This window comes from Pseudoalteromonas aurantia (assembly GCF_005886875.1).
Classification (GTDB): Bacteria; Pseudomonadota; Gammaproteobacteria; order Enterobacterales; family Alteromonadaceae; genus Pseudoalteromonas; species Pseudoalteromonas aurantia_A.
This window is the reverse complement of sequence record NZ_PNBY01000030.1, coordinates 39,478-63,045: the sequence shown is the minus strand read 5'-3', so window position 1 is coordinate 63,045 and position 23,568 is coordinate 39,478. Positions and strand designations below refer to the sequence as shown.

Annotated in this window: 4 protein-coding genes; all 4 read right to left on the bottom strand. The window is 39.9% G+C overall.

What is annotated here, in order from left to right:
- Positions 1–185 precede the first annotated feature (185 nt).
- Genes CWC18_RS07070 through CWC18_RS07055 form a run of 4 tightly spaced genes read right to left on the bottom strand, consistent with a single transcriptional unit; the run spans position 186 to position 23,551 of the window.
- The gene (locus CWC18_RS07070; RefSeq protein ID WP_138591563.1) at positions 186–941 is read right to left on the bottom strand and encodes a Stf0 family sulfotransferase; all 756 of its coding nucleotides are present in this window, start codon (positions 939–941) and stop codon (positions 186–188) included.
- Positions 942–944: 3 nt separating this feature from the next.
- Complete coding sequence (locus CWC18_RS07065) at positions 945–1,763, bottom strand: class I SAM-dependent methyltransferase (protein ID WP_138591564.1); 819 nt, start codon at positions 1,761–1,763, stop codon at positions 945–947.
- Positions 1,760–9,751 (bottom strand): non-ribosomal peptide synthetase, encoded by a 7,992-nt coding sequence (locus tag CWC18_RS07060; RefSeq protein WP_138674983.1) that lies wholly within the window; start codon positions 9,749–9,751, stop codon positions 1,760–1,762. Before CWC18_RS07060 ends, CWC18_RS07065 begins: the two co-directional genes overlap by 4 nt.
- 9 nt (positions 9,752–9,760) lie before the next feature.
- Positions 9,761–23,551: a non-ribosomal peptide synthetase gene (locus tag CWC18_RS07055; RefSeq protein ID WP_138674982.1), complete on the bottom strand. Its 13,791-nt coding sequence runs from the start codon at positions 23,549–23,551 to the stop codon at positions 9,761–9,763.
- Between the last annotated feature and the right edge of the window lie 17 nt (positions 23,552–23,568).

The window sequence follows — 23,568 nt, the reverse complement described above, 5'->3', positions numbered from 1 at the left end:
GAGATACTGCCCGTTATCTGGCTCGGCCCTAAATTGGCGTATTCCTCTTGGTTACTGATATCTAATATTATGACTGCTTGCTTATGATCTTCTGGATAATGCTTCACTCATAACTAACTTACCGCTCCCTGTTTTATTTTATGAAAAACTGAGGCGACAACTATCCTGACACAGGGGGACCACGACTACTTCACACTTAAATACGCTCTCAATTTCTTAATTGCTAGTTCATCTTCTATCGTTCGCTGCTTTTGCATAAATGTGCTGAGTTGCAATGAACCGTACTCAATATTCATATCATCCAACACTTGCGAATATGCTGTCGTTTTATTTAATTGGCTAAAGTCTTCATAATGAAACACACGATCGATATTTTCCGCTAAATACTGCTCATAATATTCTTCCGATTTCACTATTGAGTTCAATGATTCAAACACGAGTGATTTACTTAATACTCCTTCAATTTCCGTGTCACATTTGAGATTGGATGACCATTGATTTGTAATTTGTGCTTTAGCATATGAATAGGCCTGTTCGAGTTTATCCTCTCTATTAACATAATAAATATGATCAAACCCCAAGCTGAATATATCAAATCCAGAATGTAATAATGCCGTGTATTGCTCTACGTGAAAGTGTATAGAAAACACCCCATTTTTTGTGACTGATTTACGCATGACGTAATCAATGTAAGATGTAATGTTAAAGTCTGGAATTTTAAAATAACGCTGATACCCTTCCATAAAACCTTTACAGATCCATTCTAATGGATAACCGAATTGATTGGTGTGCTCTAGTACATTGCAAAATAAGCTCGATCCAGAACGTGGAATGGAAATAATAGCTACTTTTTGCGTTATCTGAGTCACGGGTATATCGTCAATACTCTCTAAATACGAAAAAAGTCCCGTCATCGCCTCATCAAGTGAATGTAATGTCATAATCTATTCTCTACTTAGGCTTCTTTTCTCTAGAATTATCATCGGATACTGAAAGTGTTCAGCAAAAAAAACAGGGTACTTATCTTCTAATATAAAAAGCTTTTTGAACATCCATGCACCCAATCGGTTATTGGGAAATAATACCTTTTGATGCTCCGCTGCAAATGAGCGCCAAGGCAAAACCGTCACATTAGCCTCATCACTAAACCTATGCCACCAACTAATAGGGTGGCGGTGAACATATAACTCTAATTCCTTAGGTTGTTCACAACTAAACCAGGGAACTATGCGCTTTATAAAGTTAATGGGTTTCGTAAAATATTTAATAATGGGTGATGGATTACTATATACAATAATTACCGGTTTGCCTGGCTTGGTGATCTCCAACAACTTATTTACAGCTACTTCTTGCTCATCTCTATCAATATGATAAATCGTATGCAAACTAATCGCACAATCAAAAAAGTCAGCTTCAAATTCCATATTCAAAAAATTGCCACACCAATACTCTCCGTGCTCCCCTAATTTTTTCTCTGCGCCAGTCAAAGCTTGCTCCGAGAAATCAACACAGTGTCGTTTACTATAACCTTCAGAGTAATCAACATATTCAGGATATTGGACAGGCCCCGAAGCCATATCGATAATGTGCTCTCCCTCATGAGGAATATGTTGTTTAACTCGCTGTCGGCACATACTTACATAAGGTGCTGCGAACTCTCTTAGATCTTCAAACTTTTTAGCATCTTCAGTGATATCACTATCCGTATTCCAACCAAACTCTTTATAAAAAGTAGAAACCAACTTTTCTGCATTGTTTTTCATATTACCCCCTTGTTATTATTACTCTTTTTGACAGGCTCAGCCTCTTTAAATGAAACACTGCTCATAACATCTTTAAAGGTTGTTTTTATTTGTTGTGCGATTCTTAACAACGTTTCCTCACTGTAATATTCCCCTTCAATATCTACAGTGATTAATAAATCATTTTCGCATTCAGCCACACGTACCCATATAAAGTTCATTGCTCCTGTATTTTTGCGAACAATTACTTTCTCTTCTGTGAACTCGTGATCCGTTGATATTAACTCCTCAGTAAACGCATCATAACTGAATACAAAAGGCGTACTCGGCTGACGTATCGTTTCTCGTTCATCCGATGGTGAAATTCCAAAAGGTAAATATTTTCTATGATCGGTCGTTAAGTAAAAGCTTGCACTTTCAATTAGCTGACTAACCGAGCTAAAGTCTGCTGTGCTGTAACTATGCGGCAATACGGGAGAAGGGAGGAAAATAATGTCAGCAAAATTACCAGCGAGTCTTTGCGTCCCCATAATATTTCTACCGCTCAGAACAAGCCCTACAGCTGGAACTTCAACATTTAAAATATTAGCTACAGCATAATTAAATAACGTAAACAGTATATTTGATTTCGTTAGGCCAGTGCGCGTACTATACTCTGAGATACATCGACTTAATTCACTTCCTAATAAGCCCATCGTTGTTTTCGCAGTCCCTGTATCAGTCCCCGTATAATCATAATCGTGTGGCAACCTAGTAGGTCGATACAATACATTTTGCTTATTCCAAAATAATTCGGCTTCTTGCTCACCTTGAGAGCCTTTATAGTCATGCTCAAGCCAATAAATATAATCAAAGAAGCTAAAACTATTAGTGGCTAACATTAATGGCTCCGCAGCACTACATTGCGCCATTAATGTTCTTAAGTCAGAACGTAACACTTCTGAAGAAATCCCATCAGACAGAATATGATCGATTAAAATATGTACCAAAACACCTTGTTGCGTTGTGATCACGGCTACCTCTACGGGAGGCATGTTGCGCAAATGCAACCCAACCCCCTGCCATGCGATAGCTGGGTCGTATAATTGAGTTAATAATTCTTCATAAGAACTCGGATATAAATCAGCACTTATATCGTAATAGCTGATACTTAACGGATGATCATCCATGACTTCTAGCCACGCATCTCCATCTACATCATTAATACGCGTTCGCAAAATATCATGATGTTGATACAGGTATTGAAGACACTGTTGCAACTGTAATATAGAGCAACCAGCAGGAACACTCACCTCAGTCCCGGCTGTTATATTCGACTTAGTTAACCCTTTTTGTGTTTCTCGCCACCAATTTTGTATTAAATAACTCGCTTTTGTACTTTTTCCTGATGTTTGTTTTGCTATGGTTGAAGTAGTAACACTTCTACCAGCATCTAACACCAACTTTGCTTGACTTGCTATCGTCCGATTTTGATAAAGCTCTTTGAGCGTTAGCGATAATCCCTGCTTTTGCGCTTGGTTTGCTAAATTAGCCACATTAAGTGAATGACCACCTACTCTAAAGAAATCATCGTGGATCCCAAAAGAGCCTTTTCCTAACAGTTCTTTCCATATATCGAAGAACAATTGCTCCATCGAATTACGGGGTGCAACGGATATATTGTGACTATCCATATCTAGAACAGGTAATGCGTTGCGGTCAAGTTTCCCATTTTGGTTAAGAGGTAATGCATCAATAAATATGACATATTCGGGTACCATATAAACTGGTAAATATGCTGACAATTGAGCTTTTAAAGTTACGACATAGCGCTCCTCATCATTGGTACTTACATCTTTTTTAGCTAAATATGCAACAATAACAGGCCTATCTAAAAGAGTATCAACCAATACCACAACCTGTGCACACCCAGTGACATTTTGTACTGTCTGCTCAATTTCACTCAGCTCGATTCGATAACCATTCACTTTGACTTGGTGGTCATTTCTGCCGATATATTCGATACAGCCATCAGGTAACCACTTCGCCAGATCCCCCGTTTTGTACATTCGCGCCAAAGCTAAGCTATTGCTATCAACTAACTGCCTATGAGGGTTATCAATAAACCGCTCTGACGTTAGTTCTTCACGGTTTAAATAGCCTTTTGCGAGTCCTATACCAGAAATATATATCTCCCCAACAGAACCAAGGGGCACGGGTTCCAAATATTCATCTAAAATATAAATGGCTTCACCCGCTAATGGCTTGCCAATATTTCTCTCATTGCAACTCTTAAATTGTCCAACACAGCTCCATACACAGGTCTCCGTAGGTCCGTAAGCTTGAAAAACTCGACTAAATTTATCTGCCAGTACCATGAAGAGTTCTTTTGAGCCACTCTCTCCACCAATAGAAACATCTATATGCTTATACCGCTCATCCGAGCTAAGTTCAGTTAATAACATTTTCCAGAGAGAGGGAGTTTGCTGAATAATATCAATCTGTTTACTGTATCGTCGTAAATCTTGAACTGCTCTATGCGGTGTGGTTAAGATCAAGCAGCCCCCACTGAGTAATGACAGTGGATATTCAGAACAAAACATATCAAATGCATAACTGGTCATGCTAAGAAAGCTCAAACCAGCACCTTCATTACTATACATTTTCACCATCACTTGACTAAATGATGTAAACGTATGATGTTCAATCATAACCCCTTTTGGTAGCCCCGTTGTACCTGAAGTATAAATTACATACGCAAGACTGTGAGTAGTTGCTATAGGGACTGGGTTAAATAAACTATGGCCGTGGCGAAACTGTATTGAGTCTGTCGCGATAAGTTGAGTGCTGCTTCCAGTTCGCGCGTTCCATGCGACTAACTTGTCGAGGCTTTTCTGCTGGCATAACAACAAAGCAGCGTCAGTATCTGATTGAATAAAGTTAAAGCGTTGTTCTGGTACATCTTGGGCTATAGGTACATATGCAGCACCACTTTTCATCACGGCTAACATGGCGATAATCATATCAATACCACGCTCATAAAATAGCGTGATCAATACATCTGCCTGAAGTACTTTCCCAAAGTTCAGCTCATAAGTCTCCCGAATAAAATGTGCAAGTTGATTAGCTTGCTCATTGAGCTGTCGATAGCTTAGCGACTTATCATCATAAATTAACGCCAGCTTATCTGGCGTCAAAGCAGCTTGTTGCTCAAACAATATTGGGATCGTGCTCCCAGTAGGTGCGCTTCCATCATTATAGCTCCAGTCATTTAACAATTGACTACGCATCGAATCAGGAAAAAACCGTAATCTTGATATCGGCGTTGCTAAATCCATAACCATGTTACTCAAAATACACTGATAATATGTTATGTAATTTTCAATACTGGTTTTACTAAATAAACTGGTTGCAAAATTAAATGTGCCCGACACCTTATCGCTGTCATCACACATAAATAAGCTAATATCAAACTTTGCTGGACTACTATGCATATCAGCCGCGCTTAGCTCCATCGGATCCCATAGTAACGCTATAGAAGTATCTTTTTTGGGCCTCATTACAGTGAAAAGAATTTGAAAAATAGGGTGTCGAGATAAGTCTCTCTCTACCTCAAGTACCTCAACCAATTGCTCAAATGGGAGTTCTTGATGAACTCTTGCATTGTTTACTGTATTGGTCACATTTTGGATCAAGGCAGACACAGTCTCTGATTTTGATATATCAGTACGTAACGCCAGAGAGTTCCCAAAAAAGCCGAGTATATCTTGTGTCTGACCATGCTGCCTATTATCTGTCGGGCTGCCGACAATAACATCATTTTGACCACTAACTCGCGCCAATAATATATAAAAACCACTCAACAGCACATTGTGTAATGTAGTTTTCTCTGCTTGAGCGATGCGCTTCAAATCAGATGAAAGTGCTTGTGGCAAGACAAAATGGATATCATCACCTTGATGATCAGGCTTGTCTGGTCGTTGATAATCTAATGGCAATTCCAAGTTTTCATAATCTGTTAAAGTATCAGTCCAATACGTTAACGCTTGCTCTAGTGCCCCATTCTCTAGGTTTTTTCGCTGCCAATACGCATAATCACTATACGCAAGTGTCACTTGTGGTAAGTCCGGTACTGCCTTTTTCATCATGCTTTCATAAACATGTGTAACTTCACCAAATAAAATGTCCTCTGACCACCCATCAAATGCAATGTGATGGATTAGCACTAATAAATACTGCTCATCTGCACACTGATAACTGTGTATTCGTATCGGCACTTCTTCAGATAGTGAAAAAGGCCGAGCGATGTCATCACGTACATGAGAGTGCAACAGTGTTATATCTGATATTTTGCGTAAATTATCCTTTAACAAAAAGTCTGAACTCTGAGTATAATTTTCCCCATCATCCGCATTGATAACAATTCGATGCAACGGTTCGTGCCGTTGTATAACGAGGCGAAATGCCTCATATAGCTGTGGTAACAGTATTTCAGGTTTTAGCTTCATCAAGTAAGGCATATGATACAAACTAGTACCGGCTTCAAGTTGTTCGATAAACAGTACTCTTTGCTGTGAAAACGACAAAGGTGCTAAATCAAGATTCATCCGTGGAATCGTCATTTTGCTCCCATTGGCTAACTTTTCAGCCAATTTAGAGATCGTTTGACTCGCGAATAAGTCAGCCAATGGAATATCAACCTGCAATCGCTTTCTAGCCATTGCACTCATGCGAATAGCCGATATGGAGTTCCCTCCTAAGCTAAAGAAGTTGTCATTAATTCCTACTTTTTCGACCCCTAATAGCGCTTGCCAGATCTGGCATAATATTTCCTCAAGCTCATTACTTGGTGCAACAAAAGCTTGCTCTGACATGACATCAATAATGGGGAGCGCTCGGCGATTCACTTTTCCATTAACTGTCAGAGGGAGATGAGTTAAGGGTACATAATGGTCTGGGAGCATATACGCAGGTAAATGCTCTTTAAGCGCTCGAACAATTGTATGCTCATGCAGTAAAAATCCGCTTTCAGCAACGAAAAAGGCTATAAGTTGATTGCCATGAGGGTTCTGTTGCACAGTCACTAAGGATTGTTTAATCCCTTCAATACGGCTCAAAGCCGCTTCAACCTCCGCAGTTTCAATCCGGTAACCTCGAACTTTGATTTGATCATCATTGCGACCAAGGTACTCCAGCTCACCATTATCCAGCCAACGCGCTATATCTCCTGTTCGATAAAGGCGAGGGTGATGACATGGCCCTATCATTTCAGTAATTATTTTATTCGATATAAACCGTTCATTCGTCAGCGCTTCTCTATTTAAATACCCGTGGGCAAGTCCAGCTCCTCCGACATACATTTCACCAAATACACCTATTCCAGACAGCTTTTGTTCAGGCGTTAATATATAGACATTCATATCCGCGATAGGTTTTCCTATGAGCGATTGGTCCAAGTAATCATTAGGTGTTAACTCCTTATATGTAACATGCACGGTCGTTTCGGTGATGCCATACATATTGAACAACTTAGGCTGTGACACTCTAAAGTGCTGCCACCAAGGCTTAATTTGCGCAAGGTTTAGTTTATCTCCACCAAAAATAACGTACTTTAAACTACGAACACAATCCGGCTGTTCGATGGCCTGTTCTTGAAATAAATAAAACGCCGCAGGTGTTTGATTCAATACTGTCACTTTGTGTAAATGGCATAATTGAATAAACCTTTGAGTATCAAAAGTAATAGCCTTACTCGGGATAATAAGCTTCCCACCAAATAATAAAGCGCCCCAAATTTCCCATACACTAAAATCAAATGTATATGCATGAAACAGAGTCCATACATCCGTTTCAGAAAAAGAAAACGTATCATGCGTTGCCGAAAATAACCGCTGGACATTTTTATGGGGTTGTACGACCCCTTTTGGCTGCCCTGTACTACCTGAGGTATAAATAACATAAGCAGGGTCATCAGGACTTAAAATACAGTTTAAATTGTTCCCTCCCGACGAGATTGGCTTATCTGCCCATATAATGGCTAAATCTAGCTTACCTTCAGATAGAAATAACTCCTCAAGGTTATTAGTAACTGCACGATGGGTTATACACAGTGCCATTTTAGTGTCTTCAATGATAAATTTTATACGCCGTGTTGGATAATTTGACCCAATGGGCACATAAGCAACACCTGCCTTTAAACACGCAAGCATGGCAACTATCATATCAATGCCGGGCTCTAGGAGCAGGCCAACGAATGGGATACTCTGGTTTGTCTCCCTCATACCTGTGACTGAAAGCACAATATCATTCGCCACTCGGTTAGCACGGTTATTTAATGACTCATAAGTAATCGCCAGATCATCAGCTGAACCGTCAACAATCGCTATCTTGTTAGGGAATCGTTCCGCTTGGCGCTCAAATATTTCATGGATCAATTCAGAGGTAGTAGTTTCATGATTATCATTTTGTGACAACGCTAATATTTTTTTACGGTGCTGAACACTCAGTAGGTCAATAGTATCAATTGAGGTATTTGCATCTCCTATTACAGCTTTTAATGCTAATTGAAACATCTCAGAGAACCGTTGTACCGAGCCCTTTTTAAACAATGCTGTCGCGTAATTAAAGCGCCCTTTTAAATAGTTGTCTCCTTGCTCAATAACTAAACTTAAATCAAATTTAGCAGGGCTATAGCGACAATGATCTTCAAGTTCAATACTCTCATTGCTAAACAAAGCATTGCTTTCACGTGATGCCGATACTTGTTCATAGTTAAACATCACCTGAAATAGTGGGTGACGTGATGTATCACGAGTAACCTTAGAGGTATTAACCAATGCATCAAAAGGCAATGCTTGATTCGATTTTGCTCTAACAGTTAACGCATGCACATACTGGACAAACTCAGCAATTGAATCTTTGGGGTTTATCTGACACCTTAATACTATCGAGTTTACCAAACACCCAATTATACCGTGAGTATCTGCACTACTACGATTATCTGACGTAGTGCCAATGATCAGATCTCTTTGCGAACTGAGCCGATGTAATAATAAGTAAAATGCGGATAGAACTAATGTATATGGTGTCGTATTTAATTGCTTCGCTTGGTCTTTTAGCGACAATATGATGGTATCACTCAGTGAAAAAAACACATCATCGCCACGATAATCAAACTTAACCGGTCTCGGTAAATCAAGCGGTAATACGAGCGGAGTATGATCTTCAAGTAAGTCACTCCAACGACTGAGCTGACTTGCCAATTTACCTGATTGTAAACTGGATTTTTGCCATGTAGCATAGTCAAAGTAGTCGACTCTAGAGCGGGGCTGACTTACCACCCCCTCAGGTGGTTGTGCCTGTAAACATGCCGTGTACTCACTAATTAGTGTGTCTATAAAAACACGGTGAGACCATCCATCAAAAGCAATATGATGCCACATAATAAATAAGAATTTAGTTTGTGCAACAGTATAAATATAACACCGTAGAGGTATATCTTTTACCAAATCAAAAGATATCAGCATCTGAGTATTTATATCATCGAACATCTGTTGTGATGTTGCCATTGATACACGCTGACACACTATTTCGTCAGGAACGAATTGTGGATAAAAAACACCGTTAGGGTCAATTTGGTAGATAGTTTTTAATATGCGATGCTGCGTAGCAACACCATTAAGCGCTTGGCTTAAAGTCGTAATATCTACTTCACAGTGTAATTGCGCAATATAAGGAATATGATAAGCATTGTTCTTTTTTTCAAAGTGTTCAAGAAATAACATGCCCTGTTGCGCAAGCGATAAATCTGCAGGCCCAGTCTCTAAACAATATAATTCTCTCTCTAAAAAAGCTTCTTTATCATAAATCAAATTGTTTTTTAACAAGGCTATAAGGGCTGGTTTAGAACACTTAAGTTCCTCGATTAACGTCTTATCAAGTGTTTTAGGATCGTAGGAAACCTTCAAATCTTCGCCACTAATCCAAATCGATATGCCACCATCCTTTAACCTATTTAGCAATGAATACATCTATTTTCCCTACAGTGTTATTATTTCTTCTTCGCCACTCTCAGCAGTAACGTTGACTTGATACCATTCGTAAATGCGTGCAACAGTCTCTAATTCGTATAAATACTCGACTTTAAAAGTCGGGCCCAATAAGCACTGCATCTTTTTAGTCAACGACAAAGCCAAAATTGAGTTCCCCCCCATCCCAAAAAAGTTATCTTGAATACCAATTTTTTTAACATTCAATTCCTGCTGCCATTGTTCACATAATTGGACTGATAATGCATTGTCAGGTGCCACATAAGACTCGATGTAACTTGGCTTTGGTAAACCTTGCTTATTTATTTTGCCATTGATTGTTAATGGGATAGCGGAGATCTTCGTGATAGCAAAAGGAAGCATATAATGCGGCAGTGTGTTTTTGAGTTCACTAAACACCGCCGCTATATCTATTTCATTCGTATCAGTACTTACCACATAGGCATATAACACCGTATTGTCACCCTCACTGTGAGAGATAACCACAGCTTGTTCAATTGGAGTAATGTTGCACAGCACTCTCTCTATCTCAGATAATTCAATGCGATAACCCCGTAGTTTTATTTGGAAGTCATTTCGTCCTAAGAACTCAATTTCTCCTTTATTATTTGAACGTACCAAATCACCTGTTTTATACAAAAGATCAGACGAGTTATTCTGTTTTGAAAACGGGTTTTGGATAAACCGCTCAGAGCTCAGCGCTTCCCTATTTAAATAGCCTTGCGCAACACCCCGACCCCCGATATACAATTCACCTGGGGCCCCAATCGGCACAATCTCTCTATTTACATCTAAAATATATACGACAGTATTAAGCAAGGGCTTACCAATGTTATTGGCGCTATCACCAAGTTTGAACTGATGCATACTTGCACATACCGACGTCTCAGTTGGCCCATAGCCATTAAACACATCGCAAAATTGGCTAAATTTCTCAAGCACTTTAAGCGGTGCACTTTCCCCCGCAGTAATGAGCTTTTTAAGTGAAGAGGCTACGGTATAATCCAGCTGACTTAGCATTACAGGTGGGAGTGTTGCACACTCAATATGCTGAGCCGCGATCAACTCACCTAATGCAGTAGGATCATGACGTTGTTCATCTGTACAAATATGCAACTCATGACCATGTAGTAAAAAAACGAAGATTTCATAAACACTGGCATCAAAGACATAACTTGAAAACTGCAAAGCGCGTAATCTTTTTGGTATATCAAGAACGTCAACTGCAGAAAAAACGAGGCTCGTCGCATTACTATGTGACACCTTAACCCCTTTTGGGGTTCCTGTTGTGCCTGAAGTATAAATCACATAGGCCAAACTACTTGGGGTAATATTGATAGGCAATGTTGCGCTTGATACCTGATCCACTGCCGGGCTATCTAATGCCATCATCGCGACAGAAGCATCCAACGTTTCTAGGCACTGTTCAAGTACTCCAATCAAGTGTTGTTGAGTTAAAATGACACCCACCTCACTATCTTTGACAATGAATTCAACACGCTGGCTTGGGTAGTCAACAGCAATAGGTAGATAAGCAGCCCCCACCTTTAAAACCGCTAACATCGCGACGACCATATCTAAGCCTCGCTCTAAATATAGTCCAATGAGTCTGGTGCCATTCTCAGCTTTTTGAGTGTGGATACCATACGTATGAACCAGCACTTTAGCCAAGTTTTCAGACTTATGAGCTAACTGTTGATACGTTAATGTTTTCCCATCATAATTAAGAGCAATATCGTGAGGTCTAATATGCACTTGCCGCGAAAACAGCTCTGTTAATGTTGTCGCTGGTGCACTTAGCGCCTGTGAATCACCTAATATAGCAAGATCATTTGAACGATTCAGATCTTGCACGCATACTTCAGTTTGCTCTGCCTTAAGTTCACCAAGCGCACTGAGCATCTCCACCATATTTTTCATTAGATACGACATCATCTGCGCTTGCATCTTTGGCTGACATCCTATCAAAGAGGCTATAAAATAATCGGCAGTTCGTTCAACATTGAGCACCAAAGGAATATCTGAACGCACACTCTCATTATCAACTGATTGATATTTCGAATCGCCTGTTTCATCTTGAAAGTAAATATAATTAAAAGCACAATCAAATAACCGTTCATCAGCTTCCCAACAGTCTTCTATATACCGATAAGGGAGTTGTTTACCCTGTAGGATATGTGTTTTTTCACCTGAAATAGCCTGAAGCCACTGTGCAATTAGCTCACTTTTCAGAGGCTTGTTTAAACGAAACGGTAGAGTATTCAAAAATAGCCCAAGCTGTTTATCTCCCCCCTCTCGCTCCAAACGGTTATGCGTCACAAGCCCTATAACCAGTTCTGTTGCATTTTGAAAAGTGCAAAGCGTATAGTGATAGACAGCTAAAAATATGCATTCGACTGGTATTCTTAATTGCTGGGAAAGCACCAGTAATTGTGATGAGTGATCGACGCTAAATGTATGAACCAACTCCGCATGTTCTTTCCCATTGAAATTGGATGTACTGCTAATAATTGGCATATTTGGCGTGTGGTATCCCGCCAAATATTGCTGCCAAAAAGTGCGCTGCTTTTCATCATTGATGGCATTACGCTCTTGGCGTACATATTCGCCATAAACAGGCAAAGCATCTTTTATCCCTATTTCTTTTCCAGTAAGCTTGCTCTGATAGTCAGCCATAATTTCTGACATGAAACTAGCCACGCTCCAGCCATCAAGCAATGCGTGGTGAAAAGAGAAGACACATTGAAAGGAATCCACACCCACATCTATAATGACAAATCGATATAACCCGGCAAGGTGCACCTCAAACCCACGAGCTGATAATTGTGCTTTTAGGGTCTGTATATCTATAGACTGCACATCAATATTTAAAGACACAGACTCAAACTCCTGCACTAGATAACCATAATCTTCATTAATAATGAATGCAGTTCTCATGATAGGGTGACGCTCAATAGCAGACGAGATCACAGAAGAAAAAGACAACTCATCGAAAGGAAGGTGCACAGCATAAACCGTCACTTCGTTATACATTGCGCTATCTTGTTCCGATTCAATGAGCATAGAAATTTGCAATTGGCTCGCAGGATAAGCATCTTGACACGGTAAGTTGTATTGCGCATTCTGCCCATTTAACAATGAATAAGCATGATATGCCTCAACGTCTTTAAACAACGTTACTTCAGGTGCTAATAACGCAATAGTTGGGTATTTAAAAATATCAGCGACCGACAAGCCTAATGATGCCTGCTTACATACAGTCACTAATTTAATCGCTAAGATTGAGTCTAGACCCACGTTGAAGAAATTATCGTAAATTCCAATTTTCTCTATGTCGAGTGCTGTTTGCCAAATCTGAGCAAGAGCTAATTCAACCTGATTTCTTGGTTCACAATATGTACTTGCTGTTATTGTGACTGGCGGTAAATTTCGAAGATCAACTTTACCATTCGCTGTTAAAGGAAGCTTATCAAGTACCACATAATGCTGCGGTAACATATAGGCTGGTAAATATTGTTTTAGTCTTTCAGTTAGATACATTGATAGAGTCGGCACTTGCACTGCTGATTCAAGAGATTGTTTCATCTGCTGGTTTATACCTCCAACAACGATACAGTAATTGGTACCACCGTATGGACGAATACCCAGACAACAGCTCCCAATATCTTGAGCATATAATGCCGTTGTCAATTGCTGAGAATAATAACCAGAGTGAATGAGCCCTTTGATATCCTCTGTCCCGTTAAATACAAATAGTCCAGAGCCGCTTGCCAGCAATTTTTGCTGTTCTGATAATTGCTCAAAGACACTAAGTGAAGAAAAGTCAATTGCCTGTATACCATTACTAAAGCCAGATGGAACCGCTGGGAGAAAGTCAATCTCAGGTATCGGGAGTTCAGAAATAGCAAAGACCGTATCGGCTTTGGAGTTTACCTTGGAATTTAATAGCTCTAAACAACCAAGGTGATAATAATCCCCCTCAGTCTGGTCAAGTATTGTTAAATGCGGTTTCAAATCATATGTAGACAGTACACCGTCTAATAAAGACAACATATGCCCTAACTCTAAACACGCTAACCGAATACTATCTTCTTTATATATCGGTGTTATTGCAGGTAAATATAGACTAAATGTTAAGCTAAGCAAGCTATTGACATCGCTGTCAAAAGGGCCTGTTTTTTTAGTTATAGCCGACAGTGTATGTGCGACTGGCTGATAGTAATAATAACCGGCTTCGAACTCCCTATTCGATCGATTAATACCTACCGTTGTCTGAATCGCATAACAGCTACCAGCAGACGGGTATAAATACTTTGGTAATGAACGCCCTTGTAATGTCATCGCACTCAATGGTGCTAAAATGCCACATAATGTTTGCATATCAATGTCGGTTAAGCGTGTACCGTTTTGTGTTTTTTGAGGCGTAAACTCTAGTAACGAGTTTAAATTGTCCGGGCAGAGCTCGTGTGTGGCAGCTTCAAAAGTACGATAACTTTTCCTACTTCTAAATAGGGCTTCATCTAACGTAACATCCGCTAAGTTATAATCGGCCCGAGTAACAGCTTTAATACCTAATTGCTGAAGCTTAAATGCTTTAACTTGTGCTTCATCAAGCTCTGACTCTTGATGAGAACTCGCGACTAAATAGGCTATTAATTGATTATCTTGCACTACAATTGGCGCTTGCTCAACACCAGCTTCAGCTATAAGTTTCGCCGATATCTCATCTAATTCAATACGATAACCATTGACTTTAACCTGACTATCAACACGTCCTTCAAACGTCATATACCCATCTGAGTGCCATTTTCCTAAGTCACCTGTTTTATACAATCGACCAAGCTGTGGATGAGTAATAAAACGCGCCTGCGTTTTATCTAAATCCTGCCAATAATTCATGGCGACACCAACACCACCAATGTGTATTTCCCCCATAACACCAATCGGGCAGTGTTCTCCAAAGTCATTTAAAACAAACATTTTCTGTGAAGGCATTGCGTAACCATAAGGTATGGCAGACCACCCTTCTAGTACATCGACCACCTCATACCAGATTGACCAAATGCTACCCTCAGTCGCGCCTCCAAGACTCACTACTCTCATATTTGAATAGGTCTCTTTGAGCTGTTTAGCTAAATTAACAGGGATCCAATCCCCGCTGAGTAAAACAACCCGAAGTTCTGCCACTGACAAAGCAAAGTCTGTCGTATAATCAGTCAATAACTGCATTAACTGCGGTACTGTATTCCAAATTGAAATACGATAACGCGCAATCAGCTCACACCAATGACTCGGCTCTTTAGTACGAGAGGTGTCAGGAAATACGATTGTACCGCCTGCAGCCAATACACCAAAAATATCGTACACTGATAAGTCAAAGCTTAATTCAGATAACGCTAAAACATTATCCTCTGATGACACAGCAAAACGCTCATTAACAGCCAAAATTGTATTAACAGCCCCTTCATGCGAAATAGTCACCCCTTTAGGCTTTCCTGTACTACCAGAGGTAAATATGACATATGCGATATCGTCTTTATTAACTACTGGTAATGCGACCGAAGCGCTCGCTCCACCTGAATGAGTTATCACATCTTCAAGGACTATCCATTGATACTTATCAAATATATCACTTGATTTTATCAGCTGGGCATATTGAGTTTGAGACACTAAAACACGAGATACTCCCCCCTCAACTAAAACTTCATTAATACGTCCAATTGGCCAATCAATATTCAGTGGTAAATATGCTTTACCTGCTTTAATACTGCCCAGCACAGCGATTACTTGTAATGCGCTTTTTTCGCTTAATACTGCAATTAACTCTTCTTCTCTCTTCTGCTTTTCATACAAATAGCCTGCTAGGTAATGACTCATTTGCATTATTGCACGGTAACTATGTGCTCCTTTTTCATCAATCACAGCCACAGCGTCTGGATTAATGATCCCCCCCTGTTCACATATTGATATTAAGGTGTCTCCCACTGGAGTACGCGACGCATTATTTGCCTCAGCGATAACCTCTAAATCTCTTTGAGCCAGCGAAAGTGTAGGTTGCACATCTTGCCAATCCATCAATGACAATTTGATCACCAGATCATAGTAGTCATTCTGCATTTGCTCGATCGTTTCACACTCAAAAAGCTCCGATATGTAGTCCCATTCGATGACCATCCCCTTGGATGTTTCGAACACTTTATTATCTAGATATACTTGTGAGGTTTGTGTAATTGAATAGCCATGCTCAAGATAGCCGTTCATGACTTGCTCAGGTTCAGCAGCCTGACCCAACAAACTGGTCAGCACAACGGGACACAGCGCCTTATTTTGCGGAAACTGTAGCTCTTTTCTTACTAACCTTTGGAAATCAATACCATCGAATAAATTATGTTCAATATCTTCCCATAGTTGCTGTTGAGATTCCGTTAATGCCTGCTGCAACGACGGTGCATCTGTCCGCTGAAAGTTAAACAGCTCGAGAACCGTAAAATCCCCCCAGAGTTCGTTGATTTTAGAATGCAAAGGTAGGCGGTTAAATAACGTCAAATTAATACAAAATGAAGATTGCCCACTCCATTTGCATAAAACTAAGCCATATAAATACAACATCACGCTGGTCGGAGATATTTGATACTGCAATGCCCTTTTTTCTACTTTCTGCCATACTTCTTTTTCAACAACCCGTGAACGGCGTTTAAAAGTAGGCGACGTGATCAAATTAACTTGGGTAATTATTGGCAATTGAGCATCAAAATTATAATCGGCTAATTTGTTTTGCCAATAAGCCTTCGCATCATGGTACAACTGACTTGAGCGAATCATTTCATACTGATACATGTACTGACTAAATGTAATATCGAGCGTATTAGGAGCAACATCATCCATATTTTTGGCGTTATATAAACGAGCCAACTCTAAGAACATTGCATTAAGGCTGGTTGCATCCATAATCAAAGCATCGATACTAATATGTAGAATCGAACGATTATTAAAATGACTTATTTCAATATCAAATAACGGGAACTTGGTTACATCATACACTTTGTATGCCAAACGATTACGCAAAGCCATAAAAGCAGATTCTGATAATTGACCGTGCTGGCAGATGGGATAATAAGGTACATGCTCGAGAACGCACTGACTCTCTTGATCAAATATCGTCCTCAACGTAGGTTGCTCTGAAATAATACGATTTAGCACGCGCTCTAACCGCTCAGCATTTAAGCTGCTAAAAATAATTTCATCATAGCAGTGCGTTGCCACATTCCCCATTTCAAAGCTATCAAGCCGTCCATATAAATATGCTTGTTGAATATTTGTCAGGGGAAAAGGTTTGTCAAAATTCTCATTACTACAATCTACCAACTGATAGCCCGTATACTTGAAGCCTTCTGACATCGTCACTATTTTTTTAACTAGTTCACGAATGGTGGTATTTAAAAAAATGTCTCGGACATTAAGTTGGGTATTAAACGCAATATTAACTCGAGTGATCAAACTAATGGCAGTAAGTGAACTTCCTCCGATACGAAAAAAATCATCTTCAACTCCGAGCTCTCTCAATCCTAATACCGACAGCCAAATGTCTCTCATGCGCTCTTCTAGCGCTCCCTCCGGTTTTACAGTACGCCCTGATGTGTGTGATACAAAATGTGGCAAAGCCGTTTTATCAATTTTACCATTACGTGTGAGTGGAAGAGACTCAATAAATATAAACACAGCGGGAATCATATGTGTGGGTAATTGCTGTTGAGCCCAATAGAGTATGCGCTCTTTTAATCTCTCTGACTGCGTACTAGTTCGATATACCACTTCCTTTTCAGGAACAACATAACATACTAATTGCGGACTATTCTTCTGCTCAATTAACTGTGTAACACATGCTTTTACGTCTTTATGACTCACAATGTGATAATTAACCTCTTCAAGTTCAACGCGAATTCCTCGAATTTTTACTTGCTGATCAATGCGGCCACAAAACTCAAGCTGCCCATCAACAGACCAATACGCTTTATCTCCTGTCTTATATTGAACCTTTGAATCACCCGGTCCTGTTGTCACCAGGTTAAATTTTTGCTGTGTTAAATCTGCATTATTTAAGTACCCACGAGCTAACCCGACTCCACTGATACATAGTTCTCCTTGCGTCCCTATTGGTACAATACTGCCATGTGAATCTACCAACGAGACAGCATATCCTGGCAGTGGTCTGCCAATGGGGGGCATATAGTCACATGTCGGATCGGTAATAACAAAACTTGTTGCTACATGTGACTCCGTTGGCCCATACTGATTCACCAAAGTCGTATCACTGTTAGTTAGAAAGTCACAGAGACGCTTGGATAAACTTAGCGCTTCACCCGAAACAATAATTTCTTTCAGCGTACCTAATTGCAAGTTACCATCTGCAACCTCTTCAATTAAACACTGAAGTAAAGCTGGGGAAATAAACAAACGACCCACACCTAATTCAGAAATCAACCGGGTGATGAAGCCAATTTCTAACCGCATCTCTTGCGCAAATATAACTAACTCACTTCCTGTTGACCACGTCGTAAAAACTTCTTGTACAGACACATCAAATCCGATTGAAGCTAATTGTAACGTTTTTAACGGTGCTAAAAGTACATTATCTCTCTGCTGTGATTTTAATAAATGCGTCAGTGTCTTGTGCTGCTGTAACACCCCTTTAGGCACACCAGAGGAACCTGAAGTATAGATAACATACGCTAAGTCTTGTCCTGATACACTGCGGTCATTAGCTGATATATTATCAACTGGTTGTGATGCTAATTGAGGCTGTATCGATATATCATCTAAACAAAGTAATTCATATGAAGATACAGTTTGTAAGTTACTTAACAGGGCATGTGTTTCATGAGTGCACAATATCAACGACAGCTCTGCATCATTTATCATGTGCTGTAACCTAACTTCTGGATACTCGAAGTCTAAAGGCACATAGGCACCTCCCGCTTTCAAAATAGCCAGTAACCCGATACACATATCAAGAGAGCGCGGAATACATAAACCAACTAATACATCTGCTTCTACCGCATAATCGATTAAAGTATGTGCGAGTTGATTCGCTCGTTGATTTAATGCCTGGTAAGTTAACTGTTCATGCCCGAATGTCACAGCTATCCGATGTGGGGTATTTATCACAGTTTGCTCGAATAAATGCTGAATACATTCGATACCGTTATTACACCGTGAAGTATTTACCGAAGCCCATTTGGCAAAATGTGCTGTGTCGAACGCCGTCAAAACTGGCAACTGAGAAATTGGCTGATCCTGCTGCGCTACGACAGCATCGAGTACTTGTATAAAACTCTGATTTAACCTCTCAATACGTTCACTATTATATAGGTCAGTCGCATATTCCCAGTTTAATCGTAAACCCTGCTCTGTCTCTAACACTTCCAAAGAAATATCAAACTTAGCGGTACGAATTTCAGGATCATCAACTGTCACTTCTATATTGGGTAAGTCAAAAGCTTGCTCAATATTATTCTGTAAAACCAATAGCACCTGAAACAACGGAGCGTGAGATAAACTTCTTTCTACACATAACGCTTCTACAATTTTTTCAAATGGAAGTTGTTGATGTTCGTAAGCATTTAATGCACATTTTTTATTGCTATCTAACAATTGATTGAAGGTTGGATCACTCGATACATTACTGCGCAAAACGACTGTATTAGTAAAAAAGCCAATCAAAGAACTCAAATCGCTATGATCTCGATTGGCAACAGGTGAGCCAATCACAATATCATCTTCAGCAGAATAACGACTGAGCACAACGGTCAGTGCACTATGTAAGATCATAAAAAGCGTTACATTGGCTGTACGAGCATATTGTTGAAGTCTATGGGTTATATCTACCTTCACTACACTTGTGATCACTGCACCACAATGGCTTTGAACCGAAGGGCGTGGTCGGTCTGTGGGAAAACGATGAACACCCGGTAGTTCATCTAATGCGCTTAACCAATAATCGAGGTCAGCCTTTAAATAATCAGTAGTGAACAGCTGTCGTTGCCATATCGCATAATCTCGATATTGAATAGGTAATGGGCTTATGTCACTTAGAACTATACCTGTATAATGGCGATAAAGTGTATTAAGTTCATCGACTAGTACCGCAAACGACCATCCATCAGAACAGATATGGTGTGTACTCAGTAATAATACCTGCCTTGTTTCACTTAGTTTCACCAGCGAACTTCTCAGCATGAGATCTGTTGAGAGAGAGAATGGACAAAGTGCTTCCTGCTGCTTTAACTGTGCTAATTGTACCTCTTGCTGTTCCGGGGCCAATGTCGATAAATCAATTTCCGACATCGTAAACACATCATGTTCTAATACTGATTGGTAGGGTTCATCGCCATCATTTAGGTAAACCGTTCTAAATATATCATGCCGCCTGATTATATCATTCAGGCAATCATTCAATATGCTGACATCTAGAAGACCTTCAAATCGAAATGCTTCACAAATATTGTAGTGTGAATTCCCTGATTCAATTTGATCAATCAGCCATAGTCGCTGTTGTGCAAATGATAATGGAGCCTTTGAAATCGCACTTGCTGAAATACAATACTGAGACTGTACACTCGATGTCTCATGCAAGTGGCGGGCGAGCGTTTGGATAGTCGTATACTCAAACATATCACGTATCAATAGCGTCAGCTGTAAATCTCTACGAATTTGCGAGATCACACGGGTTGCCAACAGTGAATGCCCCCCTAGGTGAAAGAAGTTATCAGTCGAACTGATATGTTGCTCTTTCATACCTAAAACATCAGCCCAGATACGTCGTAATGATCGCTCAATATCGTTATTAGGCTCGATACAACGCCGATCGCTACCATGTAGAGGAAGCGGTAGTTTTTTTCGGTCTATTTTTCCGTTAACTGTAGTAGGGAGTTTTGGCAGAGAAATAAACACTGAGGGCACCATATATTCTGGCAATTTATTGCTTAGGAAAAGCCTTAATTCTGGTATTAATATCTCAGTATCGTACGTCGTATCCGAGGATACAAAATAAGCAACCAACTGCCTATTTGATTGCTCGTTAATACTTACCACTATGCCTTGCTTTATGCCGATATGCTGATTTAAGCACAACTCAACTTCAGCAAGCTCAACACGAAACCCTCGGATCTTTACCTGTTCATCTATTCTTCCAATAAACTCTAAATTCATATCCTCTTGATATCGGACCATATCTCCCGTTTTATATAGTCGTGCGTTACAAGACGCACTAAACGGGTTAATGATAAAGCTCTCTGCTGTCAAAGTAGGGCGATTCAAGTATCCTCGAGCTAACCTATCTCCCCCTATCAGTAACTCACCGACGCCACCTGGCGGCACCAATTGCATACTATGATTAACAATGTAAAATTCAGTTCGGGGCAACGGTTTACCAATCGCAATTGCACTCGTATCAATGGTTGGCGGCACAGTAAACAATGAGGCGGTAATAGTTGCTTCGGTGGGTCCATATGCATTCAATAATTGACAGTTATTTGCTAATTTACTGTCATTCCACATTACAGCTAACTTCATGGGTAAAACTTCTCCCCCCACAATTAGCTTTCTTAATCGATTACAACGTAAAAACGTGGCGTCGTCAGCCACTTGCTCAATAAACTCTCTGGCGAAGCTGGTCGGTAAATCAGCAATAGTGACTTTATTCTCTAACAAAAAATGCTTAAGAATATCAATATCTAATCGCTCTGACGGTGCTAAACATAATGTCGCACCTGAGGTCAACGAACTAAAAATTTGCTCTGTCGCAGGGTCAAAACCTAAGTTATTAAATTGTAGAACAATGTCTTGTTCTGAGATTTTGAGGTGTTGCCTGAATGCTTGAATATGTGAACTCAGTGCACGGTGTTCAACCATAACCCCTTTAGGCTTTCCAGTAGATCCTGAGGTATATATCACGTATGCCAAAGCACAAGGATCACTCTGCACTTGAAGGTCACTTGATGGCTGGCTGTTAACTAAAGTTTGGATAGGTAAGCTATCTCTCACAACAATGCGTAAATTATTTCCAATATTATCTAGCGCAGCCAACCTTAGTGCATATTTTTCCACACTTATTAGAAGTGCAACTTGGGAGTCTTCTAACATGTGCCTTAGCCTTTCATCTGGGTAAGACGGATCGATAGGTACGTATGCTCCACCGGCTTTTAACACCGCCAGTAAAGTAATAATCATTTCAATACTTCTTTCTTGGCATACCCCAATCAATGAGCCCGATACTATACCTTGTGTAAGAAAATATCTCGCTAACCGATTAGCACGGCTATTGAGTTCATGAAAAGTTATATACTCAGCACTATTAATAACCGCTATAGCATCAGGCTTTTTTTGAGCCTGTAACTCAAAATGTTGATGAATACAGCGAAGGCTAAAGCATTGCACAGCGCTCTCAGAAACCACAATACCTCGTTCCTGATTATCAAGTGCGTAAATATCCTTGATCTTTTTTGTCGGTGAATCCACCAGCGCCTTAAAATATGACATCAAACTATCAATAAACCGCTGTGCTTCTGCCGGTTTGAAGTGGCTCGTTAAAAAGTCCATTTGAAGTGTTAGAGTATTTTTTTCACTCCCCTCTTTTAGGGTCAGAGTCAAAGGTCGATTATCCTCTCCTTCGTCTAATTCAGTGATATGCTGATGGCTCAAGCGCGGCACCCTTAGCGCTAAATCATCATATTCTATGGCAATATCTGATTGACTTATTTCCAACCTTTCAATCACTTTAAATGGGTAACGTCCATGAGATTTGGCATTTTTATACGTGTTTTCAATATCCTTTATTAACTCTAACAGTGAACTATGTATATCAATATCAATGACAATAGGTACAGTGTTTTCGAGCACCCCAATTATTGGGCTTAACTCTGCACTGCCTCTGTTATCAATTGTCGTGCTAACGTACATGCTACTTTGTTGATTCAAAGTCGATATATACACACTCACGACACCAGCAAACAAAGTCCACTCACTCAGTTGATTATCAGCAACATATTGGCGCACTCTCTTCGTCAACGTTGCAGGAAGCGCTAAGGAGAAGCTCTGATAGCCTTGATGAGTATACTTTGTCGATAAATGAACTGGGTGACTTAAATTCTGACTCTGCCAAAAAACTTTATCACGCATATATTCATCACTCTGAATATAATCCTCATTCTGGCACATCGCTTTTGCATATTGGGGAAGTATCATAGTCTGATAATTCGTATTATCGGAATCTAGCTGCCTATAGGCTTGTTCAAATAATCCCCATAGGTATGCCCAGCTCAGTTTATCTAATAACAGTTTATGAGCGCGTAATAATATTACACTGCGATGCCCTGCTATATTAAACATCGACAGCTGATACAAATGTCCTTTTTCAACATTTATTAAGCACTTATGATCTTTGATGAATTGTTGAATTTCGGCATCATTCATTTCTGGCAAGCATAGCGTATTGCTAAGCGCACATCGCGGCTGTTCAAAATAACACTCGACTGAGCTTTCAGAGTGATTATCACTTAGCCTAATTTTTAAAACATCAATGGCTTCAATTAGCCTCAACCAAGCCAACTCTACCACCGTCGCTTGCAGTGGCTCTGAATAAGTTACATATTGAGTCACAATATTATCTCTATCAGAGATATGCGCTCGATACTGATTCTGCTGTAAAGGATGAAGGCGCAGCCTCTGACTATCGGCTCTTTTTGCTTTGAGCTTTGAATTGGTTTTTATACTAGGCACTTGCATTTATATTCCATCCTTAA

Excerpts from the sequence above, each read along its gene's own strand:
- CWC18_RS07065 (WP_138591564.1), bottom strand. The coding sequence starts at position 1,763 with ATGAAAAACAATGCAGAAAAGTTGGTTTCTACTTTTTATAAAGAGTTT.
- CWC18_RS07060 (WP_138674983.1), bottom strand. The coding sequence starts at position 9,751 with ATGTATTCATTGCTAAATAGGTTAAAGGATGGTGGCATATCGATTTGG.
- CWC18_RS07070 (WP_138591563.1), bottom strand. The coding sequence starts at position 941 with ATGACATTACATTCACTTGATGAGGCGATGACGGGACTTTTTTCGTAT.
- CWC18_RS07055 (WP_138674982.1), bottom strand. The coding sequence starts at position 23,551 with ATGCAAGTGCCTAGTATAAAAACCAATTCAAAGCTCAAAGCAAAAAGA.